The organism is Psychromonas sp. CNPT3, assembly GCF_000153405.2.
GTDB lineage: Bacteria > Pseudomonadota > Gammaproteobacteria > Enterobacterales > Psychromonadaceae > Psychromonas.
In genome coordinates, this window is the sequence record NC_020802.1 from 2021133 (window position 1) to 2033591 (window position 12459).

Below are 12459 nucleotides of genomic sequence, written 5' to 3' on the forward strand. Positions count from 1 at the left end.
ACCGTTAGTTATTATGACTTTGAAATTCAAGGTGTAACTATGACAAAGAATAAATTAAAAGGCATTATCACAGAAGTAGGCAATCTAAACGCCCCTGATCTTAAAAAGCTACGCCACAGGTCATTCACATGTACTGATAGTAACGAATTGGTTTATTGAGGGATAAAGCCGGTTATTGAGGTGGGTAGGTGGATCATTTGACGATAGCACTTTGGGTTATATTAATATTGCAGGCGTTAACTCAATTAAATATTTATCACTATCACACGCAAAGGTTAAAGAGATGATAAATATAGTCTTCCCTTTTTTATAAAAAATTTAAAACTAAAATATTAAGCGTACTATAAACAGAGTGCCACTTGATTATAATAATTTTTTAAGCTTTTTTTCCCAATGAGATGAATACATGTTTTTTAATGTTAGTAAATATTTTATAGTAGAATGAGGTAAAGGCCCCCCATTATATAAACGCTCTAGTAACATATGTTGTAATATTAAACACATAGTTTTTTTATTTGGAAAATTTTTTAAAAAATAATAATGATTAATATTCACCTCTAATAACGTATTTATAAAGTCATCTAAATCTGCATTTAAATGTTTATTAACGTCTAAATACGTATTTACACTACCTATTAGTCCTTTTTTACTTGATATAGATATAAATCCGTTTCCATTATTAAATAATTTATAATAGATATCTCGTGCGTTTTCATTTAAAACAGCGACATAATTTGATCCGCGCCATTTTATTTCTGAACCATTTATAATCTGTTGAAAATTATTTTTATTATCCTTAAATATTTTATTTAAGGCATCATGAGTGGCATCAATTTCAACTTTAAACGTTAATATAATATTTTGATAACCATCAAAACAAATAGAATTGTGATTAATATTATAATCTGCATAGCATTCACCTGTTTTGATATTTAAGTATATATATGCATCTACCGCTGTAATTTTCTCTTTATTTTCTAAATAATTAGGGAACTGGTTGGGTTTGACTAACATTATATTAATTTTTATATTTTTCATAATTAACCCTTAATATTTATGTTATTTACATATCATTAGCATAATGGAGTTAAGTATTTAATCTGGAAGATCACTATGTAAAGTTAAAGTGATTATATTATTCGATGGGAGAAAAGATGCGACGCTATTTATGATTACATTTCGCTGGTTATTTATAGCATCGTGATAATGAGCGGAAAAACACCTCAGCAGAGCCAAGTGACTTAACGCTCATTGAGAAACATCAAGCGATATACTGTGCCTATCGGTCGGGGTAATACATACAAAAACAAATAGGACAGCACTTAGGTTACATTATTCTCGTACTAGCCAAATAATTTCAAAATTAAAGACCTGACTCTATTAACTCTATTCGTTATTCTCATATTAGCCAAATAAATTTAAAATTAAAATTAAAGGCAGGAGCCCCGTTTTAACAGATAGCAGAAAAGTTTGAAAGGATCTTACTTCAGAGTAATACCGGTTTAAATATTAACCAAAATATATTTCTATTACTTTTTTCACAACGACTCCGAATGTTAATAAATGCGACGAAATGCCTAACGAGCCTATAGAATTTATCCCTTTTCAGAAAAAACACCTTAAATAACGCATTGTTTTTTATAGATCTATTCACAGGTATCTCCTTCTGGCGTTGTCCAAGACGTTCCATCCAATGCTTTACTAAATTCAAGATAGGCAAGTGATCTTTCTTTTGTGTTTGTGGCCAATGATTCAATTTCTTGAGAGACTTGGACAGGTTGTTTAGAGTTGTTTGTTCCGTCAAATTGACTATAAATACAATGATCTGAATACGAGATCATTGTATTAACCTCCTTTACTGCAATAATATCGGTGACATCTACCAAAAGCGCTTATTGTAATGCTTTAGCTGACTGTATAACCGCTGCGCGTTGAGGTGTTTCTGTATAATTAGCTTCTCTAAACACTTATATATCATCACGAATAGCATTTGCATTTAGGTCTATCCCTTCTATGGATTTACCACGTTCTAGCTTTGGAATGGAGTCAGATCTTTCTAACTCAACTATTTGTTCTGATGGTGTAATTATTTTATCTACTGGTACGTTTCCACCTCCATCACAGGCAGTGATGAAGACAGTACATAATGTAAAAAGTGTTTTTTTATTCCGTTTAAATGCCTTGTTCGGTGAATAAACAAAATCCGAACTTAACTTATCCATACCCCATTGGTTATCTGACAATCAATAGAATCTAAAACCATATGAACAGACAAACCTAGGCCAATAAATCTTGTTTTTGGTATAAAACAAAGTACAACATACAAAACGATAAACCAAAGTTGATGTAATGGATGAAAGCCAATACTGCAACGATTTGGGCTATATATTGGATCAGCTAATAAATGATCAATATCTACAAGCATTGTCGAGATCATTATAAAATAAGCCACTTTCCAAATATTTCGGTAAAAAATCCCTACCAATAAAGCGGGAACAATGAAATGTAAGTATAAATGAAACATGTAAATGCCATCCTCTCTTTATCACCTAACACCTAACACCTTAATAACAGGCTAAGTAATGGTTGGCTAAAATGTGGAACGAAGTGGACCTAGCAAGCGTTATGTGTGATCTCCCCCCCTTAAACAGCTTGTTATGTGCTACCTTCTTCCGAGGATCCTGAGTATGCGTAAAAACAAATTAATAATGTCCATATACAACGCAGCAGCACTATCCACTGCATTATCATATGTCTTAGGAATGGCATTTGCTCTAGCCCAATCATATCCAATATAACCGCAGAAGATAATCGCAACAATCCAATCTAAAACGCCATGATGAGTATTAAATATATAGATTTCAATTAGCTCGACTACGATTACACAGAGTAAAGCTATTGTAAGACCTCCCGCTATTTTATTGAAAAAGGCAGGATACATAGAACCTAAAAGCATCATAACGAAAGTTACCATACCTGTAACTCTTATGGCTTCGAGTACAATGTCTGGATTATATTGGCTTACAACTAAATTAATAATTAATCCGAAAGGAACAACCACAAAATTATAACCAATAAAACTAACCACTGGGCTATCAGATTTACTAAAAAGATAAATACCAAACAAACATGATGCAAAATAACCAATAAAGAAAACTATTGGATTAATACTGTTTATAGATTCAACTGGAATATTTAGAACCATTAGCCAGTTTATAGCGAAGCCCCAAATTAGAGTTAAACCAATAACAAAATTGTAAGTTGAACCACTTATGATCTTGTCATTGGTTTCTGTTCTGCCAAATACATCTATTTTCATTTTATTTCCCTATAGTTTAAAATATTCACCACTTTATCGTGGCACATAACGCCCTGCTTGTTATACGGCATTACACTCTACGAGATGCTCACTTTTTGTATATTGCATTTTTATCTCGTTTCCCTACTGCTAAAACATAGACCACGATCTCGTCATCTGATACCTCGTACGCTAATCTGTAGCCTACTGTACGTAATTTAATTTTGTAAACATAATCGTAGTCTCTTAATTTATCCCACTCTTTTTTTGCGGCTGGAAGAAATTTTAATTTATAAGTCATCTAAATTTACTTCAATTGCTTCTGATAAATCATTGCGACGAAGATCTACTATTTTACCTCACTCATAATCATCTACAACGTCCATTAATACCAAAGGAATTAATATAGCTTCCATGTATTGCGCAGGAAAAATTAACACTAGCAAGGCGTGAGTTGTAGGAGAGTGTTGTTCTCACTTCAAAACTCACAACGCAGGGTGGGATAATTTCAACAAGCAAGACGGGTAACCTTTTTAGTTCCTTTGGTATTATTATACCTGTATGTAAACACCGCTAAATAAATCCGATTAGTTATTTATGCATTTCACTTAAAATTTTATTATTATTTGAAAATACGCAGGATAAAAAGATGAAAGTAACGAGAAATAAGACACGTTACTTTCTTTAAACATGCCTTATCGTCATCAACCTTAATAAGCGGGTTCAATCGTTCCCTTGAAGGTTTTCTTTATAAAATCACGGATGGGCTTAGAGTGATAAATTTCAACAAACTTTTTATACGTCGCATTGTTTTTATCCGCCCTTCTTGCGGCGATGATCATAACGGCTAACGGCGCCGTTTTAGGCTCTAGATAAATCCCTTGTTTATTAGGATCTAAACCTGCTGACATTACATAGTTCATCGTGATAGTAGCCGCATCTACATCCTCTAAGCTCCGAGGTAACTGAGCGGCCTCAATTTCAATAAATCTAAAATGCTTAGGATTCGTCTTAATATCATTGAGTGTTGCCTGATAGCCAACATTCTCTTTTAACGTAATTAATTTTGCATCGGCTAATAAAAGCAACCCGCGCCCAGCATTGGTTGGATCGTTAGGGATTGCTATCAGTGCATTATCTGGTAGCTCATTAACGGCGCTATATTTAGACGAATAAATTCCCATGCGCATTAATATAGAGCTCCCTAGTGAGATCAGATGTGTTTCGTTATGTTTATTATAATTAAGTAAAAAAGGTAAATGCTGATAACTATTAAGGTCAATATCACCACTGGCGAGTGCTGCATTGGGCGCGATAAAGTCAGAAAACTCCACCAGCTTAACATTGAGACCTTGTTTTCTTGCCTCGATTACAACCGCCTCAATCACCTGAGCATGCGGGCCTACGGTCGCGCCTACTTTTAATAATTGCTCATCACCTTGATTGCACGCAACCAAACTAAGTAGAAGACTGCAACTCAAAAAACATCGGTATATTAATTTATCCTTGCCCATATTAACTCCATTATAGATGTGTAGACGTCCATACGTCTTATAACTACAATACATTCGTTCATTAAATATGCAACAAAAACTTATCGATAAATAAATTTTCGATTACAATTTATTTTCAATAACCATTAAAAAATCACTTTATAGTATTAAGGTGTTTTGCTTCGCGCCTCGCTTTTAAGAACCGTTTAATCGGCTAATCTTGCCATTTTTTTTGCATTTTTAGTAACGTTTCTTGAGGCACTTGATGTTGATTATTAAAGCTCCCCGTACACACCCTAATATTTAATTTAGCATGGTATTTTTTAGCGAGTGAGCGATATGATGACATTTCCCATTGCTGTACAAAGGTATTGGACACCACCACATTATTCGATTTTTTTAACTGCAGCTCACATTGTGTTAAACACCAAAGATGGGCTTTTTTTAGTTGCATGGCATCAAACTTATAATGTCCATTCGTATCTATGAAATACATATCCGTTTCTAAATGGTAAGCATCTATTGTTTTAGCCAGTGTGGACTTACCACTACCGGGTAAACCTCGTATCAAAGTTAACGTTATTGTTTGCAAAAAAATCCCTTATGTTAATAGAAAATAATATTAGTGCTTCTATGGCGTAGCTATCAAATCATCACAGAGAAATACACGCTAATAAAAGGTTAAGCTTTAAAGCTCCGTAATAAATCAAAAATATTTAAACGTTTCGCCAGCACTTATCTCTTTACGTCCTAAATTTCCTTTTTAAAATTCGAAAATGAGGATCGTTCTCATTTGCATCTGATATGCATTTCATCATTAAATTCATTATCTTTGATGTATTTCACAAAACCAAGTTGTTTTCGTGATCTTTTCATCTAAAAAACAATCAAACTTAAAATAACTTATTGTTTTAATTGATTTTTTTGTTTTTTAGTTTATTTTTAGTCCTGTTTCAAAAATAATAAAACTCATTGGAAATCGAATACGACCAGCATGATGCACAACATCAAAAAAAAAATTCGATTTTCCAAAGGCATACTTATAAATCAATAGGCTATCTTCATGTTTAAAAATTTATCATTAAAGAATAAATTATCGATATCGGCAAGTTTTGCCCTTATCATTGGGGCTTTACTCATAGAAATACTTTCTTTTAATGCATCCTTAAATAGGCTCGACATCGAGGTTGAGGAGCGCTTAAAAAACTCAGCATCTTCTTACAATCGTTATGTTGAAGATTGGTTATCCTCTAAAGAGGATGCGCTGACTTCGTTAAGTTATGATGTGCAAGAAGACACTATTATCTCGCATTTAAAACAAATGAAAAATTCAGGTGATTTTGAAAATGTATTTCTTGCTTACCCTGATGGTAGCCAAAAAAATGCAAATGGCGTGATATTACCTAGCCAAAATAACGACCCACGAAAATGGGAATGGTATACCCAAGCTCAATCTAATAGCGTATTTTTAAGCGATCCGAGTATTGCAGCTGCTAGTGGTCAATATGTTGTTTCTATCGGCACGCGTATTCATTTATTTACTAAATCACTGGTATTAGGCGCCGATATTAAAATAACCGATATTATCGAAAACACGAAAAAAGTTATTTTACCCGGTGATGGCTCTATGTTTATTGTCACCACTAATGGCAATATATTCAGTCACGAAAATGTAAGTTTATTAAATAAAAATGTTTCTGCTTTAGGGATCCAAGAAAGGGATATTCGAGACGTCATTCAAAGTACTAAAAACAAAAAAATCATGATCAATGGTGTCGAGCATATTTTATTTGTCATGCCAATAAAAGGCACGCATCTCAATACAGTGGTTATCGTCAATTATGATTCATTGATCTCACCTCTTTATGCCACTTTTATGAGTTTTCTACTGGTGATTGGCTTGATCGTACTTGTCTGTAGTATTTTATTTAATGCACTTTGTAATATCCTTTTCAAACCATTACAAAATATCTCTTACGCTTTAGCGCAAATTAGCAGTGGTAATGGCGATTTAACGTTACGTATTAAAGTAGAGTCAAATGATGAAGTGGGCCGCCTAGCCAATGGCTTTAATGTTTTTGTTGATAGCTTACAGCAACTGATATTACATGTTCGCAATCAAGCAGAGCAATTAAATGAACAATCTGAGCTCGGCGTTCAAAGAGCTCACATTGCGACCCAAAAACTAACGCAACAGCAACAAGAGATCACTATGGTGGCAACCGCAGTGACAGAAATGGCGTCAGCAACACAAGAAATCGCATCACATGCAGAGCAAACAGCAGAAGCGGCCCAAAACTCAACACACAGTACCCAAAATGGTCATGATTTAGTTATCAATACGAAGGCTTCTATCAATGATTTAGCCAAAGAGCTTACCGAAGCAAGTACCGTTATTGAGGCCCTTAACACACATGCCAGTGAAATATCTAGCGTTCTTGCAACCATTCAGGGTATTGCCGAACAAACGAACCTACTCGCCTTAAACGCGGCGATTGAAGCTGCTCGCGCCGGTGAACAAGGACGAGGTTTTGCCGTGGTTGCCGATGAAGTTCGCGTATTATCACAGCGTACTCATTCATCAACAGAAGAGATAAAATTAACCATAGACACTTTACAAAAAACGACTCAACACGCCGTTGCTCTGATGAAAAGTAGCTATGCTTTAGCCAATAATTCTGTTGAAGACGCCAATAAAGCAAGTGCGGCGTTAGAAGAGATCAGCTCCTCTGTTAGTGTGATCAGTGATATGGCGACACAAATTGCAACGGCTGCCGAAGAGCAATCTCATGTAACGAATGATATTTCACAAAATGTCACCATTATTAAAGATGGCACGGATCAATTAGCGGAAGGATCTGAAGAAGATTTACTGGGATCTAATGAGCTTAAACAACATGCTGAAGAGTTAAGTAAAAAAGTGGCCATGTTTAAACTTTCTTGATCACGAATAAACACATGTTACTTTTATCTGCTGTCTTGCTCAGATAGCAGTTAAAATGTAGCCCTTGTTAATAGCCTTTCCCTTTTCATCGGGGGTGCATGAAAGTGTATTCATGCAGCATGTCAGTATAAAGGCACAATATATTTACATAACGAATTTATCTCGTGAATACTAATACCAAAGGAACTAAAAAGGTTACCCGTCTTGCTTGTTGAAATTATCCCACCCTGCGTTGTGAGTTTTGAAGTGAGAACAACACTCTCCTACAACTCTCGCTTTGCTAGTGTTAATTTTTCCTGCGCAACACATGAAAACTTAATTAATTCCTTTGGTATAAATAATAAAAAAAGGCACCTTAGTGCCTTTTTTTATTATTTTATCTGCACATTAAATCAGCAGAGATAACACAGAAAATACTGAAAGAATAATAAGGAAGCAATTCCACTAATAACAACCCAAATTAAATCGAATTTGAAACTGACCAACGTACAAACAATCGCAGCCAGCACTTTAGGATTATGTAAATTAAATTCCATGTGTTCCCCCGACCCTAAGATCGAGACAGCAATAATAGCGGGAAGCACGGTGACAGGCACAAAGCGCAAGGTCTTTTTAAAACGCTCCGGCATATTAAAACGTCCCGCTAAACCTATAATTGAGAAACGGATAATAAAAGTAGCAATCACCATACTCGCAGTGATCAATACATAGGTATCTAAATTAATATGATGCATTATATAATTCCTTCGTTTGATGCTTTGATTTCAATATATTTATCGTCTCTTTGTTGCCCAGTAAGCAAGCTTTCTTCTTTTTGCATGGCTTCGGTAGAAAGATCCATTCGATAACCAGCAAAAACACCGGTACAGGCAGCAATAACAAGACCTAATGAATAAGGAAGACCTGATAATAAAATACCTGTTATGGTCGCTACAACGGCGGCGGTAATACATTCTCTGGTTTTAACTTGCGGAATAACAATGGCAATAAAGGCTGCAACCATCGCAAAATCAAGCCCATAATTAGCAATTTCTGGGAATGAACTTCCCACGATAGCACCTAGGAAATTAGCAATGACCCAAGTAAACCAAAAGCCCCCCATCGCCCCTAAATAAAACCAATGTCTATTTCCTTTATTAAGTTTCATCTCGTCGATCGTGGCTGCATAGACTTCATCGGTTAATCCAAATGACATTAATGCACGCATCGGAAAAGAATAATCTTTCATATATTCAGCCATTGAAGCGCTGTATAAAACATGCCTAAGATTAATAATAAACGTGGTTAACATGATAATTAAAATGCTGGCAGAAGATTGTATTAAACCTAATGCAACCATTTGTGCTGATCCCGCAAAAACAGTAAATGACCAAAATGTACTTTCTGTTATAGACATGCCAACGCTGATACTAATTGCACCAACAATAAACGAAAAAGGGAAACCACCAATACATAATGGGAAAATTGCTTTTAACCCCATTAATAAATATTTTTTATTCATATCAATACCTGTTTGTTCCATTTGCACTAAATTATTGCAAGTTATTTTGCAGTTATCTTGCAAATTGTTTTGCAATTGTATTGGCATTTCACGTTAAGTACAAGATACTTTAAGCGGTTTTGGAAAATTTATTGGGAATTAATCACAAAAAATTCGCCATTAATCACATTTAAAACCTTTCTAATACGATATAACCTGCTACAGAGAAAGTTATAGGTAAATAAATTTGCAACTTTGCTTGCAAATTTATTTGTAAGTAGTAAGGTCTCGGAGTCAACATTATTTTATCTAGGAAATATCATGAAAAAAATTATTACAGCAAACAGTGCACCTGAAGCAATTGGTCCATATTCACATGGGAATAAATTTGAAAACCTTATTTTTACTTCTGGTCAACTACCCGTTTGTAAAGAAAAAGGCGGTGTCGTTGATGGTGGGATCACCGAGCAATCACAGCAATCATTACAAAATTTAAAAGCCGTTTTAGAAGCGGGTGGTGGTAGTCTAGATACCGTATTAAAAACCACTTGTTACCTTGCCGATATTAATGACTTTGCCGCCTTTAATAAGGTTTACAGTGAATTTTTTAAAACTGAATGTCCCGCTCGTAGTTGCTTTGCAGTAAAAGATTTACCACTCAATGTAAGAGTTGAAGTTGAAGCAATCGCTTATTCTAAGTAAGAGTCAATAATTTTGAGGGGATCAATATGAAAACACAATGGCAACAATATATAAATATTTTAAATTCGGTCGTTAAACCTGCATTAGGTTGTACGGAGCCTATCGCTGTTGCTTATGCCTCTGCTGTCGCAATGCAAATGTTAAGCGCTGAGCCAGAGAAAATTACAGTACACGTCTCTGATAATTTATATAAAAATTCTATGGGCGTCTTTGTCCCTGGTACCGGCCGTATTGGTTTGCATATTGCAGCCTCTGTGGGTGCATTCGCAGGTGATCCTCTCGCAGATTTACAAGTATTAGAAAAAATAAACACACGCGATGTAGAAAAAGCACAAGCGTTAATTGATACAAATAATGTCAGTGTTTCACGTATTGATGTCGATGAATTTATATATTGCCTTGTTGAAATTAAAGCAGGTCAAGATATCGCGATTGTCGAAGTCAGTGGTGCACACACACAAGTGATATGTAAAAAACTAAATAATGAAATCGTTTTTTCAAAATCTAATACCGACAAAACATCAACGGCATCTATCTGTGATGGTGTAGATATTAATATTGAAAGTATTTATGATTTTGCAATGCATGCTCCTTTTGCTGATATTGAATTTATTTTAGAGTCTGCAAAATTAAACTCTGCATTAGCGCAAGAAGGCTTATTAAATGATTACGGTTTGAAAATTGGCCGTATTATACAAAAAAGTATTAAAGATGGCTTTATGTCTGAAGGCTTAGTCAGCGATATCTTAATGCAAACCTCCGCAGCATCTGATGCTAGAATGGGGGGCGCATCTTTACCCGCTATGAGTAATTACGGAAGCGGAAATCAAGGTATTGCAGCAACATTACCCGTTGTTCTTATGGCGAAACATTGTAAGCATGGTGATGACGAACTGGCGCGTGCACTTATACTTAGCCATCTATCGGCTATTTACATTAAGTCTTATTACCCGCCCCTTTCAGCCTTTTGTGGTAATACAGCAACCAGCTCAGCAGCTGCTATGGCAATGGTGTACTTAATGGGTGGTGATTATAAACAAAGTTGCTATGCCATTCAAAATGTACTCGGTGATTGTACCGGTATGATCTGTGATGGTGCAAAATCTACGTGTGCGATGAAAGTAAAAACATCAACCAGCAGTGCAATATATAGCTCACTTCTCGCGATTAACTCCACAGGTACAAAAGATCAAGGGATCGTAGCTTCTAATGTTGAAGACAGTATTAAAAATTTAGGAAAATTAATTAGCCAAGGAATGCCTAACACAGACACGCAGATCATTAAGATCATGTCTGCATGATCCCAAACGCTAAATAAACACTTAATGCCTTTATTTATTGTTTATTTCTTGGAACTAATACCAAAGGAACTAAAAAGGTTACCCGTCTTGCTTGTTGAAATTATCCCTACCTGCGTTGTGAGTTTTGAAGTGAGAACAACTATCTCCTACAACTCACGCCTTGCTAGTGTTAATTTTTCCTACGCAATACATGAAAACTTAATTAATTCCTTTGGTCTAAGAATAAATCACTTTATATTAAAGTGGTTTATTCTTTGATAGGAAAATGACAAGTGCAGCAACTCAGCCAAAGCGATCTTGATATATTAAATTCAATGGGAAATGTAATAGATGGTATTGCGACTATGTTCGGAAAGCATACCGAGGTCTTATTACACTCTCTTGATATTCGAAATGCATCCATTATAAAAATAGCAAATGGTTATATCACCGGCAGACAAGTGGGCACCCCCATCACCAATCTTGCTTTGATGAAGTTAACGGAAGGCAAAGACGTTTCTACTTCTTATTTAACCAAATCACCCAATGGAAAAAACTTACGATCTATTACCACCGTTATTCGTAATGCACAAAATGAATCCATCGGTTTATTATGCATAAATAATGATCTAGATGCCCCTTTTCAGTCCGTCATACGCACCTTATTACCTGATATTATGCAGCCCAAAGAATGTGAGCACTCTCTTGAGACTTTTGCACTCGATTATAATGAGTTGATACAGAGCTCAATTAAAAGTGTAAAAAATAAAGTAATGCGAGATAAAAACATTTCTATTAAGACAAAAAATAAAGAGATTGTACTTGCCTTGCATGCATTGGGTGTTTTTGATTTAAAAGACAGTATTAGTTGTGTAGGGACAAGTTTAAAAATATCGATCCACAGTGTTTATCGTTATTTACGTAATATTCAAAAATAAAAATGTGAGATACAATTTACATTTCCCAGTAAATCCAGCTTAAAGTATATCCACCAAAAAAATCAATATTCAGCCTTTAATTTGGCTGACACTTCATTGTTTGGTTTTAAGGGCAAATAGTTTCATTATGTATTTTTTACAAAAAAAACATAATGACAATATTTCTTCCTCTTCTGTTTTATCCATTATTTCTTCGATCCCAATAAATTTCGATTGAAACATTAAACGCCGCAATTAAAATTACAAACTAAAAGTCAACATGAACTTATTACATACCAGACTATTGTCACACAAAAAAATATAAGCTCAGCGCTTTATTTATCA

At 34.9% G+C, this 12459-nt stretch carries 14 protein-coding genes; 4 read left to right on the top strand and 10 right to left on the bottom strand.

The genetic code is table 11. The features are described from left to right. Positions 1–363: 363 nt before the first annotated feature. From PCNPT3_RS08775 to PCNPT3_RS08810, 8 genes are all read right to left on the bottom strand, one after another. Entirely contained in the window at positions 364–1038 is a 675-nt protein-coding gene (locus tag PCNPT3_RS08775) for a hypothetical protein (RefSeq protein ID WP_015465527.1), read from the bottom strand. A gap of 608 nt (positions 1039–1646) precedes the next feature. Further along, positions 1647–1841 (bottom strand): hypothetical protein, encoded by a 195-nt coding sequence (locus PCNPT3_RS08780; RefSeq protein ID WP_015465528.1) that lies wholly within the window; start codon positions 1839–1841, stop codon positions 1647–1649. 126 nt (positions 1842–1967) lie between these two features. Further along, positions 1968–2222, bottom strand: coding sequence for a hypothetical protein (locus tag PCNPT3_RS08785; RefSeq protein ID WP_015465529.1), 255 nt, complete (start codon positions 2220–2222; stop codon positions 1968–1970). Continuing rightward, a complete protein-coding gene (locus tag PCNPT3_RS08790; RefSeq protein ID WP_015465530.1) occupies positions 2210–2524 on the bottom strand; it encodes a DUF6122 family protein in 315 nt (104 codons plus the stop codon). The genes PCNPT3_RS08785 and PCNPT3_RS08790 overlap by 13 nt, the downstream gene beginning before the upstream one ends. Before the next feature lie 138 nt (positions 2525–2662). After that, positions 2663–3319, bottom strand: coding sequence for a Bax inhibitor-1 family protein (locus PCNPT3_RS08795; RefSeq protein WP_015465531.1), 657 nt, complete (start codon positions 3317–3319; stop codon positions 2663–2665). Positions 3320–3407: 88 nt separating this feature from the next. Beyond that, positions 3408–3599, bottom strand: coding sequence for a type II toxin-antitoxin system RelE family toxin (locus tag PCNPT3_RS08800; RefSeq protein WP_015465532.1), 192 nt, complete (start codon positions 3597–3599; stop codon positions 3408–3410). Between the two features lie 409 nt (positions 3600–4008). Beyond that, positions 4009–4812, bottom strand: a complete 804-nt coding sequence (locus tag PCNPT3_RS08805) for a MetQ/NlpA family ABC transporter substrate-binding protein (RefSeq protein WP_015465533.1) — start codon at positions 4810–4812, stop codon at positions 4009–4011. Between the two features lie 193 nt (positions 4813–5005). Then, positions 5006–5383: an AAA family ATPase gene (locus PCNPT3_RS08810; RefSeq protein WP_015465534.1), complete on the bottom strand. Its 378-nt coding sequence runs from the start codon at positions 5381–5383 to the stop codon at positions 5006–5008. A gap of 471 nt (positions 5384–5854) precedes the next feature. Between PCNPT3_RS08810 and PCNPT3_RS08815 the strand changes: the two genes are divergently transcribed. Then, on the top strand, positions 5855–7735 hold the full coding sequence (locus tag PCNPT3_RS08815; RefSeq protein WP_015465535.1) for a methyl-accepting chemotaxis protein: 1881 nt from the start codon (positions 5855–5857) through the stop codon (positions 7733–7735). Between the two features lie 392 nt (positions 7736–8127). Here the strand turns inward: PCNPT3_RS08815 and PCNPT3_RS08820 are convergent, their stop codons facing one another. Then, a complete protein-coding gene (locus tag PCNPT3_RS08820; RefSeq protein WP_015465536.1) occupies positions 8128–8469 on the bottom strand; it encodes an AzlD domain-containing protein in 342 nt (113 codons plus the stop codon). Next, a complete protein-coding gene (locus tag PCNPT3_RS08825) occupies positions 8469–9236 on the bottom strand; it encodes an AzlC family ABC transporter permease (RefSeq protein WP_041771499.1) in 768 nt (255 codons plus the stop codon). The genes PCNPT3_RS08820 and PCNPT3_RS08825 overlap by 1 nt, the downstream gene beginning before the upstream one ends. Before the next feature lie 300 nt (positions 9237–9536). Between PCNPT3_RS08825 and PCNPT3_RS08830 the strand changes: the two genes are divergently transcribed. The 3 genes from PCNPT3_RS08830 to PCNPT3_RS08840 all read left to right on the top strand — a co-directional run bounded on the left by PCNPT3_RS08830 (position 9537) and on the right by PCNPT3_RS08840 (position 12135). After that, positions 9537–9917, top strand: coding sequence for a RidA family protein (locus tag PCNPT3_RS08830; RefSeq protein WP_015465538.1), 381 nt, complete (start codon positions 9537–9539; stop codon positions 9915–9917). Positions 9918–9943: 26 nt separating this feature from the next. After that, positions 9944–11218: an L-cysteine desulfidase family protein gene (locus PCNPT3_RS08835; protein ID WP_015465539.1), complete on the top strand. Its 1275-nt coding sequence runs from the start codon at positions 9944–9946 to the stop codon at positions 11216–11218. Positions 11219–11490: 272 nt separating this feature from the next. Next, positions 11491–12135: a helix-turn-helix transcriptional regulator gene (locus tag PCNPT3_RS08840; RefSeq protein WP_015465540.1), complete on the top strand. Its 645-nt coding sequence runs from the start codon at positions 11491–11493 to the stop codon at positions 12133–12135. Positions 12136–12459: the final 324 nt, after the last annotated feature.

Excerpts from the sequence above, each read along its gene's own strand:
- PCNPT3_RS08820 (WP_015465536.1), bottom strand. The coding sequence starts at position 8,469 with ATGCATCATATTAATTTAGATACCTATGTATTGATCACTGCGAGTATG.
- PCNPT3_RS08780 (WP_015465528.1), bottom strand. The coding sequence starts at position 1,841 with ATGATCTCGTATTCAGATCATTGTATTTATAGTCAATTTGACGGAACA.
- PCNPT3_RS08830 (WP_015465538.1), top strand. The coding sequence starts at position 9,537 with ATGAAAAAAATTATTACAGCAAACAGTGCACCTGAAGCAATTGGTCCA.
- PCNPT3_RS08790 (WP_015465530.1), bottom strand. The coding sequence starts at position 2,524 with ATGTTTCATTTATACTTACATTTCATTGTTCCCGCTTTATTGGTAGGG.
- PCNPT3_RS08825 (WP_041771499.1), bottom strand. The coding sequence starts at position 9,236 with ATGAATAAAAAATATTTATTAATGGGGTTAAAAGCAATTTTCCCATTA.
- PCNPT3_RS08800 (WP_015465532.1), bottom strand. The coding sequence starts at position 3,599 with ATGACTTATAAATTAAAATTTCTTCCAGCCGCAAAAAAAGAGTGGGAT.
- PCNPT3_RS08805 (WP_015465533.1), bottom strand. The coding sequence starts at position 4,812 with ATGGGCAAGGATAAATTAATATACCGATGTTTTTTGAGTTGCAGTCTT.
- PCNPT3_RS08815 (WP_015465535.1), top strand. The coding sequence starts at position 5,855 with ATGTTTAAAAATTTATCATTAAAGAATAAATTATCGATATCGGCAAGT.
- PCNPT3_RS08785 (WP_015465529.1), bottom strand. The coding sequence starts at position 2,222 with ATGGATAAGTTAAGTTCGGATTTTGTTTATTCACCGAACAAGGCATTT.
- PCNPT3_RS08795 (WP_015465531.1), bottom strand. The coding sequence starts at position 3,319 with ATGAAAATAGATGTATTTGGCAGAACAGAAACCAATGACAAGATCATA.
- PCNPT3_RS08775 (WP_015465527.1), bottom strand. The coding sequence starts at position 1,038 with ATGAAAAATATAAAAATTAATATAATGTTAGTCAAACCCAACCAGTTC.
- PCNPT3_RS08835 (WP_015465539.1), top strand. The coding sequence starts at position 9,944 with ATGAAAACACAATGGCAACAATATATAAATATTTTAAATTCGGTCGTT.